This is a genomic window from Microcoleus sp. PH2017_08_TRC_O_A (genome assembly GCF_020738665.1).
Lineage (GTDB): Bacteria > Cyanobacteriota > Cyanobacteriia > Cyanobacteriales > Microcoleaceae > Microcoleus.
On the sequence record NZ_JAEQCE010000107.1, the window covers coordinates 13,622 to 30,213 of the forward strand.

General features: G+C 45.2%; 9 protein-coding genes. 1 reads left to right on the plus strand and 8 read right to left on the minus strand.

Annotated features, from left to right (window positions below):
• Positions 1-102 precede the first annotated feature (102 nt).
• Positions 103-1,284, plus strand: a complete 1,182-nt coding sequence (locus tag JGK22_RS28545) for an FAD-binding oxidoreductase (protein WP_363319732.1) — start codon at positions 103-105, stop codon at positions 1,282-1,284.
• Positions 1,285-1,394: 110 nt separating this feature from the next.
• Here the strand turns inward: JGK22_RS28545 and JGK22_RS28550 are convergent, their stop codons facing one another.
• The 8 genes from JGK22_RS28550 to JGK22_RS28585 all read right to left on the minus strand — a co-directional run bounded on the left by JGK22_RS28550 (position 1,395) and on the right by JGK22_RS28585 (position 16,130).
• Positions 1,395-2,522, minus strand: coding sequence for an ATP-binding protein (locus JGK22_RS28550; protein WP_293185783.1), 1,128 nt, complete (start codon positions 2,520-2,522; stop codon positions 1,395-1,397).
• A 4-nt stretch (positions 2,523-2,526) separates the two neighbouring features.
• Positions 2,527-6,231: a PAS domain S-box protein gene (locus tag JGK22_RS28555; RefSeq protein ID WP_293208752.1), complete on the minus strand. Its 3,705-nt coding sequence runs from the start codon at positions 6,229-6,231 to the stop codon at positions 2,527-2,529.
• Positions 6,232-6,601: 370 nt separating this feature from the next.
• Positions 6,602-9,391, minus strand: coding sequence for an adenylate/guanylate cyclase domain-containing protein (locus JGK22_RS28560; protein ID WP_293314261.1), 2,790 nt, complete (start codon positions 9,389-9,391; stop codon positions 6,602-6,604).
• Between the two features lie 324 nt (positions 9,392-9,715).
• The gene (locus JGK22_RS28565; RefSeq protein WP_293193608.1) at positions 9,716-11,173 is read right to left on the minus strand and encodes a PAS domain-containing sensor histidine kinase; all 1,458 of its coding nucleotides are present in this window, start codon (positions 11,171-11,173) and stop codon (positions 9,716-9,718) included.
• Between the two features lie 209 nt (positions 11,174-11,382).
• The gene (locus tag JGK22_RS28570) at positions 11,383-11,772 is read right to left on the minus strand and encodes an RRXRR domain-containing protein (protein WP_293185787.1); all 390 of its coding nucleotides are present in this window, start codon (positions 11,770-11,772) and stop codon (positions 11,383-11,385) included.
• A gap of 249 nt (positions 11,773-12,021) precedes the next feature.
• The gene (locus JGK22_RS28575; RefSeq protein ID WP_293185788.1) at positions 12,022-12,558 is read right to left on the minus strand and encodes a Rab family GTPase; all 537 of its coding nucleotides are present in this window, start codon (positions 12,556-12,558) and stop codon (positions 12,022-12,024) included.
• 2 nt (positions 12,559-12,560) lie between these two features.
• Positions 12,561-15,515: an OmpA family protein gene (locus JGK22_RS28580; protein ID WP_293314263.1), complete on the minus strand. Its 2,955-nt coding sequence runs from the start codon at positions 15,513-15,515 to the stop codon at positions 12,561-12,563.
• Between the two features lie 6 nt (positions 15,516-15,521).
• Positions 15,522-16,130: a hypothetical protein gene (locus tag JGK22_RS28585; protein WP_293155138.1), complete on the minus strand. Its 609-nt coding sequence runs from the start codon at positions 16,128-16,130 to the stop codon at positions 15,522-15,524.
• Between the last annotated feature and the right edge of the window lie 462 nt (positions 16,131-16,592).

Genomic DNA, 16,592 nt, shown 5'->3' on the forward strand with positions numbered 1-16,592 from the left:
GTGTCCTCATCCCCGCACCGGACACGGCAATGCCCTGTCCCTACTTATCAAGAAATTGCTATAAAATCGAAGAATTCGTGAATCCTTCCCTGTGAATTGCCCATGATGAAAACTTACGACTGGATTGTTGTCGGCGGCGGGATTACTGGTACAGCGCTGAGTTACGAACTCGCAAAAAAAGGTTTTGCTGTGTTGCTTTTAGAACGAGATGCTACCATGCAAAATGCTACTCGTTTTAGTTACGGCGGCTTGGCTTATTGGTCGGGTACGACTGATTTAACTCGGCAATTGTGTGCAGAAGGTATCGAACGTCACCGCAATTTATCGGCGGAATTAGATAGCAATACGGAGTTTCGCGAGTTGGATTTGTTGCTGACAATTGATGCGGGAGTTGAGCCAGAAAAAGTCGCGGCTAATTACGCACACTTTGCGATTCCTCCCCAGCTTGTGAGCGTTACAGAAGCTGGCGAGTTGGAACCTTTGCTGAACAAAAGTGCGATCGCCGGAGCTCTAACTGTCCGTCACGGTCACATTTCGCCGAATGCCACAAATCAAGCTTATTGTCAAGGGTTTTTGCGGCTGGGAGGAACTAGAGAAATTGCGGAAGTAACTGGTTTAATAGCAGAAGGAAATCGGATTTCGGGTGTCAAGACGGTAGGCGAAAGTTATGCCTGTAAAAATGCGGTAATTTGTGCTGGAGGTTGGAGTCGTAGTTTGCTAAAAACGGCGGGTATTTCTGTGGGAGTTTATTTTAGTCGTGCTGAGATTTTGGAGACGGCACCTGTGGATTTGAAACTCAGGACTTTGGTGATGCCCGCACTATTAAAACGTTTTGAATTGGAAGCACAATCTAGTAAAATTGAGGTAGATTTTCTTTGGGACGAACCGGGTAAGGAGTTGTTACCGCCGATTTTAGATTCGGGTGCAATTCAATTTAATGACGGGAGTTTGCGGATCGGCCAATTGTCTCGCACTTTGAGCGATTTGAACGCGAAAGTCGATCGCAAAACCAGCGAAACCGCAATTCGTGCAGGTATCGGCAAGGTTTTGCCAGATGCGGCAGATTTACCGGCAACTTGGCACGATTGTATTGTGGCATTTAGCGCTGATAGGTTTCCCGTAGTGGGGGAAATTCGCGATCGCCCTGGATTGCACGTTTTTTCTGGTTTGAGCAATCCGTTGGCGATCGTACCTGCTTTGGCTGAGCGATTTGCTAATAGGGCGGCGGAAGAAAAAGATTGGGCGATCGAGATTTTATCTCCGGATAGATTTGCTGAAAAATGACCGCCATCAACCTGTTTGTAGTGAGGACTTTAGTCCTCATAAAAATCAGAGGACTAAAGTCCTCACTACAAACCAATTTAATTGTGGGTAATTGACCGGACATAATATGACTAATGACCAATAACTAAAAAAGGCAGCGCCACAATAAATGTAGTACCTTTACCGATCGCACTTTCCACACTTATTGTACCGCCATGCAGGTCAACTATGTGTTTGACAATGCAGAGTCCCAAACCCGAACCTTTAATCTTGCCTACATTCGCACCTCGTTCAAACTGCTGAAAGAGTTTTTCTTCATATCCCGCTGTCATCCCAATTCCCTCATCTCGAACGCAAAATATTATTTGCTGGTTTTCGCAGCTTAATTCTAAACTAATAGAACCGCCATTGGGAGAATATTTTATAGCGTTTGAAAGCAAATTAGTCAGCAATTGGTGCAGCAGTTTTGTGTCAAGATTGGCGTGGAGTGGCTCTGTTTGGGCGAGGAAAGTTACAAGGTGTTTGTCGGTGACGATCGGTTGCAGTTCTTCTAAAATAGATGTGCAGAACTCTGTCACATTTAGCTCATTTAAATTCAAGGAAAGTTTGCCTGCTTCTGCTTTGCTGAGCATTAAAATATCGTCCAGCAATTCACTCATATTGCTGACGGCTTTTTTAATGCGATTGACATTTTTATTTGTTGTTCCTGGCGATATTTTCAAATCGCTATCTTCCAGCATTTCAGCCGAGAGCTGTATGGTAGTCAAAGGAGTGTTTAAATCGTGGTATGCCATTGAAACAAATCGCGTTCTATTTTCGCTTTTCGCTGCTGCTAGTGCCATGAGTTTTTGCATTTCAACGGCTTCTTGATGTTTACTCAGCGCTATCTTGATGGTAGCGTGCATTTCTCTTTCTTTAAACGGTTTGAGGAGGTAGCCATAAGAACCAGTATTTTCTGCTCGCTGCAAAGTTTCATCGTCGGCATAAGCAGTTGTATAGATAATGGGGATATCTAATTGTTGATGAATTATTGCTGCTGTTGCTATGCCGTCAATCTCGCCTTTGATTACTATATCCATTAAAATTAAATCTGGTTTGAGTTCGCCTGCGCGATGGATGGCATCGGCTCCTGAAGAAACAACATCGGCGATTTTATATCCAAATTTTTCTAATCTTTGAGATAAGTTCTTAGCGATCAATAGCTCGTCTTCTACAATTAAAATATTAATATTATTAATTTTTTGCTCTGGAAAATTCATGATTTTAGAACCTTTGCGAGTAAATTAACTCGTTAAATACTAAGTGAAAGGCTGTGCCGATTTCTCTTGACATTTCGATGGTTCCTTCTAACTGCTCGGTTAAAGTACAGACAACTTGAAAGCCCATCGAGTTAGTTTTCCTAAAATCTATGTTTTCAGGAAAGCCAATCCCGTTGTCCTTAACGAAGAGGTGGATTTCCCGATCGCCAGTCTGATAGCATTGTACACTAACTGTACCGCTCGTATCGTGAGGAAAAGCGTGTTTCAGGGTATTTGAAACCAATTCATTAGCAATTAAGCCGCAGGGAGTAGCAGTCTCAATATTTAGGGAGATTTGTTCAGCTAATACCTGCAACTGAATGCGGTTGTCACTTATATTGTAAGACTGAAACAAGTTACTGACCAAATCTTCTAGATATTCGCCAAAATTAATTTTTGCCAGGTTAGTCGAGCGGTACAGTTTCTCGTGAATCAGAGCCATAGAGTACAGGCGGTTCTGACTTTCTTCAAACATTTTGGCTATTTGGGGGTCGGCAACCGTGTTAGATTGCAATTCTAACAGGCTGGCAACTACGCAGAGGTTGTTTTTAACGCGGTGGTGAATCTCTTTGAGCAAAATCTCTTTCTCTTTGAGGGAGTTTTTTAAATTTGCCTCCGCTTGGAAGCGATCGCTCAGTTCAGCTTGCAGTTGCTGGTAAAGTAGAGATTGCTGAATGGCGATCGCCAATTGATTCACCAACTGCTGAAATAAATTCATTTCCCATTCTTGCCACTCCCGGGGCCCATCGCACTGGTGCGCGATTAGCAATCCCCAAAGTTGGCTGTGCTGAATAATTGGGACTGCTAACTTAGCCCTAACTTCAATTTGTTGCAGAAATTCCATCATACAAGGTGTAATGGAGGGGTCATCTAGCTCGGAAATTGCACAAATTCGTCCTTGCAAATAAAGCTGATAACATTCGGTAGGAAAAACCTCTCGGCCAAAAAATCTATCTATCAGCCGACTGCATCCTTCTACCACCGCTTCAGCAATGACTCGGCCGCCAATTTCGGGTAAAATTTGATATACCAAAACTCGATCGACTAACAAGACTTGCTGGAGTTCGGCAACCGTGGTGTTGAGAATTTCCTCTAATTGCAAAGATTGGCGGACGCGACGGGCGATCGCCTCCACCAGCCGTTCTTGCTCAAACTGCTGCCGCAAAGCTATTTCAGCGCATTTAGAATTGCTGATATCGGCGGCGTAACCAATAATTTCGATCGGAATGCCCCTGCTGTCAACCAATAGTTTCAGTTCTGTCCGCAGCCAGCGATACATTCCATTTTTATGCAAAAAGCGGTACTCGTAAATGCAATTTTTACCCTCAGACAAAGCACAAAAATTTACTATAAATTGTGGCAGATCTTCAGCGTGAATCCTGCCCGACCAAAAGTTAGAATCTGCTAACACTTCTTGCGGCTCGTAGCCAACGATTGTCTGAACGTTGTCGCTGATGTAAGTAATACAAAATTTCCCCGCCGCAGCGGCAGTAAAAATTACCGCAGGATTAGAAGCAAGTAAAAATTGCAGGCGTTCTTTTAACTGCTGCAATTCCATTTCTGCGCGCTTGCGGTAACTGATATCTTCGATCGCCGCCATGCTGTAGAGAGGAAGGCCCTCGCCATCCCGAATCAGCGTCACCGTCATGTTTGCCCACATCAGCTCGCCATTTTTCTTAATCAGGCGTTTTTCCATTTGAAAGCGAGGAATATTGCCCTCGACCAACTGCTTGACTTGCTCGACATCTGCTGGTAAATCTTCCTGGTGGGTGACATCAGCGAAACTCATTACCGCCCAATCCTTATCGCTGTAGCCCAACATCTGGCGGTAAGCTTCATTCACCTCGATCGTGCGGTAATCGTGCACGCTTGCCAAACCGATCGCAATTGGAGCATCGTCAAACAAATTGCGAAACTTTTCCTCACTCTTTTGCAGTGCAGCTTCTGCCTGTTTGCGAGCAGTAATGTCTCGCGCTACCCACATCACCCGATCGACTCCCAGCGGCGAAATACTGCCATCAAACCAGATTAACTTGCCCTCAATTTCCATGCTGTATTCAACTCTGTGGGTTTGTCCAGATGCCAAGGTTTGGCGAATGTGGCCGAGGGCAAAATTAGCTTCGGCTTCTGGGAAGATTTCGGCGAGGGTTTTGCCTAGCACTTCATTAGCCCGTTTGTACAGCAATTGGGGAGGCGTGGGGGCGACTTTGAGGTAGCGGCCGCTGGCGTCGAAAACTAGCACGATATCCGTCATGCCATTAAACAGCGCCAGCAGTTCAGCTTCCGAGTTTTGCAGTTTTTCTGCGGTCAATTTGCGATCGGTAATGTCGGTGTCAGTCCCGATCAGTCGGTAGGTTTTGCCGTCGGGCGATCGAACCGCAGTCCCGCGGGCAAACATCCAGCAGTTGCTACCGTCTTTGCGGAGCATCCGGTGTTCGACTTCAAAAATTTCTGTCACACCCTCTAGATAAGCAGAGACTGCTCCCCCGACGGCAACTCGATCGTCCGGGTGAACCAGAGATCCCCAATGTTCCATGCAGTTGGGAATCTCTGCGTCTTGATAGCCCAACAAAGCTTTTAAAGACGGATCGACGTAGATTTCGTCGGTTTCCAAATTCCAGTCCCAAACCCCCACTTTGCCCGCCGATACTGCCAGTTCGTAAAATTTAGTGCGCTGCTGGACTCGCAGTTCTAACTCTGCATTGAGTTGCTGCAAAGCGATTTCTGCTTGTTTGCGATCGGTGACATCCCGACCGGCAGCTTGATACTCCACAATTTCTCCGTTTGCATCGAAGATAGCCCGATCGATCCACTGCTGCCAACGAATTTCCCCGCTCGGCAAAATTACTCGGTGTTCGCAAGTAAACACAGGCTTTTCCGCAGACAGAGAAGCATATTGTTCTTGAAAAATTTCTCGGTCTACTTCTGGGATCAGTGGCATAAAACTGTTACCGAGCAAGTCTTCTGGTTGCACGCCGAAATAGCGACAGTAAGCTTGATTGACAAATGTGAATTTGCCGTCGGGGAGGTAGCGGCAAATCAGTTCGCTTTGGTCTTGCACAATCGCCCGGTAGCGCGCCTCGCTCTCCCGCAGGGCATTTTCGGCGTTTTGTCGATCGCTGACTTGTTTTTCGATTTCTGACTTACTTTCTAAGAGTTCACACTGTTTTTGCTGAAGTTTGACAACTTCTTGCTGCAACATTTTAACGAGGCTGTAAATTTCTGGGTGAATCCTTTCTGCGGTGACTAAACCTACTGGCTGACCCCGTTCATCTACAATTGGCAAACAATCGATCGAGTATTGACAAAATAGCTTAAATGCGGTAAAAATATCTGTAAATTCTGATTCTTTTAAGACAACTAAATTCCGCGTCATGGCGCCGGAAACTTTCATTTCTTGCCATCCGTATGTGGTGGCTAAGTTCAGCAGATCTGCCAACCTTAGCAATCCGACTAGCTGATTTTCCTCGACCACTAAGATGCAACTAATTGATGCTGTTACCGTTTCGTTTGAGTGTGCAGGTGAATTCGGTAGCGGACAAGCGTCCATCGCCAGACGGATTAGGGCGATCGCATCTGGGAGGGAAGTTGAGGGCGAAACTGTCACAGGATGGCGATCGACAAATTCTAAGGGCGATCGTAAATTTACCGACAAATTAGCAAGTTCCATAAATCTTGGTCAAAAAGTATTCCTAACTAACTTTAGCAACACTTTTAGTCATCAGCTTGACGACTAATCACTGATGACTGATGACTGATGACTAATGACTGATGACTGCTGACTGCTGACTGCTGACTCCTGTTCGCGAGTTATATGAGTTGGGAGTATCTCAGTTTTCATTTATAGTGCTGTCCCCGCTCGCGTATTCTACAATACGCGAGCTCTTGCGTGCTCGCACTATAATAAAAAAATCCTTTTTACAAACATGAGATGCTGCCTATGAGTTCGCACTATGTCAACTGTCAACTGTCAACTGTCAACTGTCAACTGTCAACTGTCAACTGTCAACTGTCAACTGTCAACTGTCAACTGTCAACTGTCAACTGTCAACTACAAGCAGATAAGTTTTCATACCCCCTTTACCTTTAACTTCAATAGTTCCGCGCCCTTCCAGCAAATATTTGTCTTTCAATAAGTCATAAGTAGTTTCACTGACTTGAATCCGCCAAGGCAAACCATGAGATTCCATGCGGGAAGCGATATTTACCGTATCGCCCCACAAATCGTAAATAAACTTTTTGATGCCAATCACTCCGGCAACAACCGGGCCGCTGTGGATGCCGATGCGGATGCTAAAATATTTCTTATTCAGACCATTAAACCGAGCTATCTCTTTTTGCATATCTAGGGCCATTTGGGCGATCGCCTCTGCATGGTCTGCCCGAGGGTAGGGCAGCCCTCCTACCGCCATGTATGCGTCGCCGATGGTCTTGATTTTCTCTAGGCCGTGCTGCTCGCACAACATATCGAATCCTGAGAAAATCTTATTCAGGAGCTCCACGAGGTCGATCGGATTCATCACAGAAGACAAAGCTGTAAACCCCACAATATCAGCAAACAAAACAGTCACTTCGGGAAAATATTCAGCAATAGTCGTTTCGTTTTGTTTGAGTCGTTCTGCTATTGCCACGGGCAAGATATTTAACAACAGATTTTCCGATTTTTCTTGTTCTTCCCGCAGGGCATCTTCTGCTTGCTTGCGTTCCGTAATATCGTGGTAACTCCAGACTCTACCGATAATTTTATCTCCCAGCCGCTGCGGTTCCGAATGGCGTTCAAAAAATCTGCCGTCTTCAAATTCCAACAAGTCAAAACTTTCGGCTTCTGGCTGGTCGTAAAGCGATTCTATTCTCTCTTGGAATGCTTGCGGGTCTTTGAGTTGGTTCTGCACAAAGGCGATCGTTGTTGCGTCGTCTCGCAGCGCCATCACGTCGCTAGGTACCCCCCACATTTCCACAAATTCTCGATTGAAAGTAACTATTTTTCCGCTCCTATCAATAGCTAAAATACCGTCAGCAGTAGAATCAAAAGTTGCTTGCAGCAAGGAAGCAGATTTTGCTAGAGCATCTTCCGCCATCTTGCGAGCAGTAATGTCTCGCAAAATAGCGCGAATCGCTACTAAAGAACCTTCCAAAAACTTACAGTTTATGCTACCTTCCAGCAAAATTTGTTCGTGATTCTTAGTAATAAATATTATTTGAATAGAGTGGGGATAAAAAGTATTTTCATTGACAGCTTTTTTAGTAATAACTTGACATAATATCTCCATCGACTCTGGGGAACTGTTGGGATGAATGATATCAAAAACAGTCATTTGAGCAATTTCGGCTTCGCTGTAGCCCAGAGTTTCCCGCCAAGCCCGATTTACATACAAAAAATGACCGTCAGCTCCAATACTTTGAATTAAGTCAGTAGCATTTTCAAATAAGTCTCGTAATTGTTCTTCGCTTTCCCGCAAAGCTATTTCCGCTTGCTTGCGCTTAATAAATTGACCGAGTTGGCTGCCGATTGTTGCCATTGTCTGGAGCAATTCTTCATCCAAATACTGCACTTCGCGGCTAAAAAAAGTCATCACCCCCAACACAGAGCTTTCAGAATTTTCCTGCTCGTAGTCCCCCAAAATTGGGAAGCCAAAAGCTCCGTGCAGTCGTTCTTCTACGCCAATTTCTCTGCTAATAAAAATTTCGCTTTCTGTTACATCCGCAATCCACTGAGACGAACCGCTGCCCCAAATGAGACCCGACAATCCTTCCCCGAATCCACAGATCATTTGTTCGGCAGATTCGGCAAATTTGGGGATGGAAACTGAGCCTTTTGTCCAACAGGCGACGCACCGCAGCAAATTGGGGTCGGAAATCGCAGTTATTCTCTTACTTCCTAACAGCAGTTTTTCCCCAGCTTCCGGCGGCATCCAAAGTTCGGCAGTATCCCACCCCAAACTGTCGCAAATTGCGGGGAGAATTGCTTCTAGAGCTTTTTTGATTGTTTCGGATGTAGAGAGGATGTGAGTGGTGACGTACTGAGCTACTTTTCGCTTGCGGGCTCGCTGTCTGTATGTCATGTCGCGGCCGATGTACACAAAATCTTGGAGGGCCGTAGAAGTTGCAGAAAAACTTTTCATGTCACTTGGAATCGGCGTACAGGAAAAGGAAACTGTCAGCTTTTCTCCTGTTTTTGCGGTGCAAATTACTTCAGTATTAGTTTGAGATTGTTGAGGCGACTCTTGGCTGACTGCTTGCAAAGATGCGCCCTCAGCAGTAAGGGTGTCTATTTGCTGACCTACTAATTCCGATTCGCTATAACCGAACAAATCTTGAGCCGCTTGATTGACTTTTTTGATTTTTCCCGAGGCCGTTGTCACCAACAAAACTTCGGCCATGGAAGTAATAATTTTTTCAACATAATTATTAGTAGCGGCTAAGGTACTCAATAAAATATTCATTTCATTGGTAGCTTGGACTAGAGTTTGTTCCAAACCCATCCTGTCGGTTACGTCTTCAAAAAATACAATTAATCTCTGCTCGCTATCGTCATTGCTGAACTCGACGATATACATATCAAAATAAAGCCGCGAGCCATTTTCTAATACTCGCGTCATCGCTTTTAATTCAAAATTTGGCAACCGCCCTTCAAAAATATCGATTAAAATTTCTTCAGTTCCCAGGAATTCGGGAAAGGGAATGCGGACATCGTTTCCGGTAACTACTTCCTCGGGACAGTCGGCAAACCGCTGCACGTTGAGAGATGTCTCTGCGATAAGAAAGTCTTGATCCAGTGCTAGGTACTCCAAGTGGTGGGGAACCAACAATTTATTTAACAGGGTTGTCATGTTGGATTTTGTAGTGGTGAACGTGCCCTCAGTTCGTGATAGTCATTAGTCATTAGTCATTAGTCATTGGTCATTGGTCATTGGTCATTAGTCATTGCTCGATTTGATGAATCTGGCACCTTGAAGTTTTGTCTAAAGTTTTGGAATAGACCAGCCAAGGTCGCTTACGTGGCACGGTACCCATTTTTGGGCGGGTCATTCCCAAATCGGAAAATCGAAAAATGGAAAATGGAAAATCGTATTATAACGGTTCTCAAGCGTGGTGAGGTATGCCCTATGCCTATGCCCTATGCCCTATGCCCAATTCCCAATTCCCAAATCGTATTACCTCTGTTTTGCAAATGGAATTGTGACTACAAAGGTAGTGCCTAACCCTGTGTCGCTGGAAAATTCGATTTGACCTCCGTGCAGGTCTACACACTGTTTAACTATGGATAAACCCAGTCCTGTACCAGGTATTTTTCCGACATTTTGGGCCCGGTAATAAGATTCAAACAGTTGTTCTTGGTCTTCTATAGGAATGCCAATGCCCGCATCTTTTATTTTAAATATAGCTTCTTCATGACGACAATTTAATTGAAAATCAATATAGCTGTCGATCGGCGAATATTTTACAGCATTTGACAGCAAGTTTGTCAAGATGTGCCGCAGCAATTTGGCATCCAGTGCGGGCGAGTATTCTGTTGCCTCCGACTCCGGAGCGGTTTTTTTCCCAGGCGCAATAGATTTTCTGCAAACAAAATTAATTTTATGATTTTGTCCGTAGCTAATTTTTATTGATTCTACTAACTCGCTACAAAATTTTCGCAAGTCAAGTGGTGCGGGATTGAATTGGAGTTTTCCAGCTTCGGCGCTGCTGAGCAACCGCACGTCATCTAATAGCTGAGCCATGTGTTTAGATGCTGATTTAACGTGTTCGAGGTATTCTTGTTTTTCCGCTTGGGTAATTTCGTCCCCATATTCTTTGAGAATTTGAGTAGCAAATAATACTGTATTTAAAGGATTGCCGAATTCGTGAGCCAGCATCGAGAAAAAACGAGATTTAAGCTGTCTGAGTTCTTGCTCTTTTACCAGAGAGCGACGAATTTCCATGTCTTCTTGCTTGCGTTCTGTGATGTCTCTGCCGATATATATGAAATCATAAAGTCCGTCTAATTCTGTCTGAATTGCCGAGCAGGAAAATTCTACCCAAATTTCTTCTCCCGATTTAGTAGTGCAGACTACTTCCAATTCTCTGAGCAGCTCTTTTTGAGACAAAATATAGCGGTGGCGACCTTGGTAAAGCAATGTTTCTTCGACTACTATGATGGAGAGAGGCTGGTCGATTAATTCTGCTTCGCTGTACCCAAATAACCATTGTGCCGATTGATTGACTGTTTTGATAATTCCTAATGTTGTTGTCACCAACAAAGCATCGCCCATGGAGCGAATCACTTTATCTATATAATCTTTTGAAGCGGCTAAGGCGCTCAGCAAAAGATTAGCTTCATTCGCTCTCTGAATCAAGGATTGCTTCATCACCATTTTTTCGGTGGCATCTTCAATCAAAATTAGCAAATTACTTGCCATATCTTGTTCGTTTTCATGTTCTATCGCCAACATATCGAAGTATAAAGGGCGGTTGTTGTCGGCAAACCGAGCGATACCTTTGAGTTCAAAACTCGGCCGCCTTCCCATCACGATCGACATGAGGATATTTTCAATTCCAATCAGTTCGGGAAAACAGATGCGAGCATCTGTACCGGGGAGCGCGTCACCCGGAGTATCGGCATAATTCTGCACTTCGGCAGAGGTTTCCTGAATGATGAAATTGTGATTTACTATTAGATACTCTGTTTGTCGCGGACCCAGGAGCTTTCTAAAAAGGGGGTTCATACTGTTCGATAATTATTGGTGGACATATCCAGACACTCGTTCTTTTTTGAGTATGTTTTCAGGCATAGCTGTAACCATCTTTCCTGTGAACTGTTGTGCAATATTCCGGGTGTATCTCACTTGGGAAGAGGGCGAAGCATGACCGCATATAAGTTATTAGTTATAATCCCATATTGACTACGGTCATGCTTCGCCCCTACGGATATATTTGCTTGCATTGAGATGCACCCAATATTCCGGGAGCATCTCAGTTTTGCATTTACAGTGCTGTCCCCGCTCGCGTGCTTGTACAAGCACGCGAGCGGGGACAGCACTACCATAAAAAATGCTTCTTGCAAAACTGAGATGCTCCCAATGTTTTCTACTACTCGCTTGAGGAGCAGTGTGAACGGATAGCGCCGAAACACCGAAGCCTTGCCCGAATCTAAAAGTTTTCTGGCGTGACTGGGATGAACCGGATTCATCGGTTTTTTGTTGGCATCAATGAGAAAAACGTAGTTTGACATCTTCTGTCAGCCTTATTTCTAAGTAATGTTTGCCTCGGAAATGTTGAAAGAGCTTGTTGGGAGTGCAACACGCGGATCTGTATGTAATTAATCCGTTCCTTAATAGCAATCGACAGAGCTACAAACTGGCGTTCATCTGTAGGTGTCATGACTCAAACAACGTAGGTCTTATCCTGTTCCTGCACGTTCGCAGCATCTACCCAATGCAGGCTCTGTTTGGGTAGATGTGGGTATACATCTACGAACGGTTCATACTTGTTCTACCATTGTGTAAGCTAGTTTGTGAAAAATTTCGTCAACGTCTTTGCCGGTTTTAGCCGATGTGGTATAAACTGCTATTACTTTGTCTTGACCGATTGAGTGGGAGATTTCCACTAGCAGTGCCAATTTTTCTTCGTCAATCAAGTCTACTTTGTTCAAAGCGACGATTATTGATCCTTTGGGATTGACTGAAGAAAACAGCTTAACGTGTTCGGAGATTCGCTCAACTGTTTCGGAGCGGCTGACATCGGCAACGATTAAAACGCCGCTAGCTCCTTGTAAGTAAGTCGGTGCGATTCCTTTGAATTTTGTATGTCCTTCTAAGTCCCAAATCAGCAACTGTGCGGTGACACTTTCCGGGTGTTTGGTGTTTTCTAATGCGATACTTTTGCGGGAAATTTTTACTCCGACGGTGGAGAGGTACTCGTCGCTGAATTGCCGATCGACAAAACGGCGGATCAGACTGGTTTTACCGACGCCAAAGTCGCCGATCATGCACATTTTTTTAGATATAGTAACTGACATAATTATTTGCTGTTTACGATCTTAGTTATTGGTTCAAATAGCACGCATCTGCTTAAAAGTAGCGGTTGATTGGGTTCCACGCCGGGGGGAGGATTTTGACTGCCAACCGCCAGGAGGCGCTTCGGATTGGCACCTTGCCGCAGCAAAGCATCTCGCACTGCTGTGGCACGCTGGAGCGACAACCGTTGATTGATGACAAGTTCCCCAGTGCGATCGCTGTGTCCAATTATCTTAATCTGTTTTTGAGGATATTGATCCATGAAACTTTTAACACTGGCGATAATTTCTTCTGATGCTGAGTCTAATGTTGTCGTTCCTTGGTCGAAGTAGATGCGGGTGGCAATTTTAAGCGGATCTAGTTTCACAGTGCTAACGACTGACTCAACGCCGGGAATTTGCTTCAGGGACTGAGCAATTTTCTGTGAATCGACAGCCTCCATGACTGTCCCCTCTACTGTAACTTTGCGATCGCCATACCGACTAGAAATAGAAACACCCGACAAGCGGTTCAAAACAGCGGTGATCCGCTGCACCTCACCCGCCGTCAACACGGGATCTGGAGGTACATCTACAGCGACAATTTGATTGTCTAATTTCAGATTTGGTGCAGTTGAGGCGGCTATTTTGGCGGCTTTTTCCCGCAATTCTGGATTTGGCAAATTTCCGGTTAACTTGAGAGTGTTGCCCTCCACGTCGGCGTTTAAGCGGTAAACCGCTAATTCTGGGGTCGAGGCTAAAGCTAAAGCGGCATTTGTTGCCAGGGGGCGGTCAATGCTCCGGCGGTGCTGATAAATTACCCAAGGTGTTGAGATTAAGGTTAGCGCTGCGATCGTCACCCCGATCAGCACGAAGGGGGGTTTTTTTGATTTTTCCCTTTCCACCGGGTCGAATAAACTTTGGATGAACGGGTGCACAGAGTCCGGTATAGTACCGGGATCGCCGTTAAACTCGTGAATTAATTTAGCGTAATTAAGGATCAGATTAGTAAGTGTTTGCCGGAGTTTGTTAATGAACGACTGTGGCGGTTCTCCTTTAATCACGACTGCCATGTAGCAGTATCCCGCTACTTCTAACATAATTTTTGAGTCGCCGTATTCAATTAGATTGAGTTCAGAAATTTCTCCGGGCTGAACGATGCATTCGTTCACAAAGCTGCGAATAGCTGTGAGCATTCCTGCTACCATTTCCGCTTCTAACTGGTAATTGCCTGCGGGGTGTTGAACTTCGGAAATTACCAAGCCAGATGCCTTGTGAATTAACAATGCTGCTTGGACGGTAAAAGGTATTGATTCTCTGAGGATTAATTCAGCTTCGGAGACTCCTTGTACTTGGGAGCGAATTTTGCGCCCAACTCCTTCCATGCTTAAGCTATTTGAGACTTTTTCGTTGATAGTTTTAATAGCTTCTGCCATGTATTTAGAGATCGTACTGCCAATGACGGGATAGAGAGCATCCACCATAGAGTCGCGTTCGAGGGCGATTTGGGCTGTAATGGCTTTGCCCATTTCCGGGGCGAGGGCTTGGGCGATCGACTCTTGATCGAGGCGAATTTGCTCTTTTATCGCCAAACCCATTTCTGGGGCGATCGCCCGAGCAATATCCGCTGGCGAATTTTCTATTTGTTGAGCAAGTGCGTCGGGCAGCAACTCACCTATCGCCGAACTCATTGCTTGCCTGTTTTCCACAGTTTTAGCCCTAATCACTTCATCAATAATTGGGACTATCGCATTAACAACTTCTTCTCTGGAATCGGCAATTTTGCGGCTGAGAATTTCTGCGATCCAAGGCAGCATTAGGGCGATCAGCTCTTGTGGATCGTAGATTTGGTGTTCCAGTTTTTCTAATTTAGAGTCGATGCTTGCTAGCAGATTGCACACCCCCGGCAAATCAGTTTCTGCTAGGAGATTTTTGAGTTGCTCGATATCTGACATTTGCGAGCCAAAAATCAGATTTTGCAGCCTTCCCATCGCGCTGTCGGCTTCATTGAATTCTTGTTTAATATCGCCTATGATTTCCGATCGCTGCGATAGTGGTATCGGCTGTTCTTGCGACTCTCGCTTCGGTTCAATTGATGCCACACTTGCATCTGCATATATTTTTTGGGATGGCTGCGAAAGTCCGGACACTGAGGAATTCGGATCGGTTGCTGCGGGTGGCGCCAGAGTTTGGGGAATGGGCGAATTCTCTACAGCGGTGTCAGCAGAATCCTGGGATTTTTCGCCCTGTACGTACTGGGGAGAATCGGAAATTGTTAAGTCAGGGAATGCTTGTAGCGAGGGTGATTCTCTCTCCAAATCCGAAACATCTGCGGAAACATCTATAGTTTTAGCTGAGGAATAGTTTCTTTCCAGTTCAGAAGTGTTGAGTTTGTGAGTAGCGAACAGCAAATTGTGGGACTCGTCTGCAACAGCCGGGGAAGCAGTAGAATCGGGTTGGCAAGAGCCAGTTTCTGGCACGGCTGCAATTTCCTCTGGCTGTGCGGAGGAAATACCTAACAAATCCATCAACCCGCCGAGTGCTCCAGCTTGACTATTTTTGCCGCTGCTGTCAGCTTCGGGTTCGGAATTGTGCTGCGCTGCAATTTCCTGTGGCTGTGCGGAGGAAATACTTAACAAATCCATCAACCCGCCGAGGGTTCCAGCTTGACTGTTTTTGCCGCTGCTGCTAGCAGCTTCGGGTTCGGGATTTTGCTGCGCTGCAATTTCCTCTGGCTGTGCGGAGGAAATACTTAACAAATCGATCGACCCGCCGAGGGCCCCAGCTTGACCGTTTTTGCCGCTGCTGTCAGCTTCGGACTCGGGATTTTGCTGCTTTGAACCAGCAATAATTTTGAGATCGAATAACAGAGTCAACAAGGGGTCTAGCTGGGTTGCTGCCGAGGCAGCAGACTCGTCAGGTTTAGAAACAAAACCCTCTAGCTGATTTTCAACTTCTGGATTTTCTTTCGGTAAAGCCATGCGTTATTATCCGTGATGGTGGCGCTCCGGCAACAAAAATTCGTTATTTGACTTATTATCAGCAACGCCTTTAAGTTCGGGCACAAATTCTGTTCCTTTGAGTCTCATTCCTAGTTCAAACAGAATTTCTGCCATGTCATCTCTGGAAACTTTAACATCTCTGAGCATGGAAAAGCGTCGGTCTAGTTCTTCAAAAACCTGTGTTTTCAAAGTGCGGGTTTCTTCGGAGAGTCGCTCTCTGGTTTGAGAGAGTTCGTCGCGAATGGAACTGGTTTGATTGTCGATCGCCTCGTCGAGGGCTTCGATGGTGCTGGAGCATTTGCGGTTAACGCGATCGATTTGCTGTCGGAGGTCAGCACTTTCTTCTTGCGTATTTAAGGTGAGCGATTTAACTTTCTTTTCTAACGAATCAACTGCCGCCCTCATTTCTGTGGACAGAACTGTTTTCACTTGTTCGATGCGAGCGTGCATATCTTGCTGCATCATCGACAAGTCGGAATCTATTTTGTCGAAACGATTGTCGTATTCTCTAAGCTGCGCCCCGAAAATTATATCGCGAATCTGGTCAATATTTCCCAGGCGTTCGCGCATTTCTTCTTTAGTTATTTCGGCCATGATATTACCTCGAATCTCCGAAAATTGTGAGTTTAAGAACTGTACTATATTTTTTGTTAAACTGCTAGTCGAACGGTTTGAGCAGGGTCAAAAGACGTGCTGCTGACTTTTACTGCGATCGTTGACAGTTGTCAGATACAGGGGCTTTTTGACTGGGGACAGCTCGACTTTTAGATACTCCCTCCCCGAAAGTCGGGGATGAGATTCTTGAGAAGTTTAACTGTAAATCTCCTGAAATTCAGGTTCTTGGAGGCAATCATCAGAGCCACAACGAGGCTCCCCAAAATAGCGGTTTGCTATTCTTGCCTTGCCGCAAGCTCAGAGGAGCGCAGACATTCCTCCAGACAGCAAGGTAGGTTGTAAGCTGCTACACAAAACTTAGCTAAACTTTCTCAAGTCTCACTATTCAATCAAGATTGCTCTTGAAGGGTCTGCTTCCTGCTTCACCCAAGGGAGTCGGCT

What these genes read in the sequence shown, in the direction of transcription:
- JGK22_RS28545 (WP_363319732.1), top strand. Translation starts at nt 103, where the DNA reads ATGATGAAAACTTACGACTGGATTGTTGTCGGCGGCGGGATTACTGGT.
- JGK22_RS28550 (WP_293185783.1), bottom strand. Translation starts at nt 2,522, where the DNA reads ATGAATTTTCCAGAGCAAAAAATTAATAATATTAATATTTTAATTGTA.
- JGK22_RS28555 (WP_293208752.1), bottom strand. Translation starts at nt 6,231, where the DNA reads ATGGAACTTGCTAATTTGTCGGTAAATTTACGATCGCCCTTAGAATTT.
- JGK22_RS28560 (WP_293314261.1), bottom strand. Translation starts at nt 9,391, where the DNA reads ATGACAACCCTGTTAAATAAATTGTTGGTTCCCCACCACTTGGAGTAC.
- JGK22_RS28570 (WP_293185787.1), bottom strand. Translation starts at nt 11,772, where the DNA reads ATGTCAAACTACGTTTTTCTCATTGATGCCAACAAAAAACCGATGAAT.
- JGK22_RS28575 (WP_293185788.1), bottom strand. Translation starts at nt 12,558, where the DNA reads ATGTCAGTTACTATATCTAAAAAAATGTGCATGATCGGCGACTTTGGC.
- JGK22_RS28580 (WP_293314263.1), bottom strand. Translation starts at nt 15,515, where the DNA reads ATGGCTTTACCGAAAGAAAATCCAGAAGTTGAAAATCAGCTAGAGGGT.
- JGK22_RS28585 (WP_293155138.1), bottom strand. Translation starts at nt 16,130, where the DNA reads ATGGCCGAAATAACTAAAGAAGAAATGCGCGAACGCCTGGGAAATATT.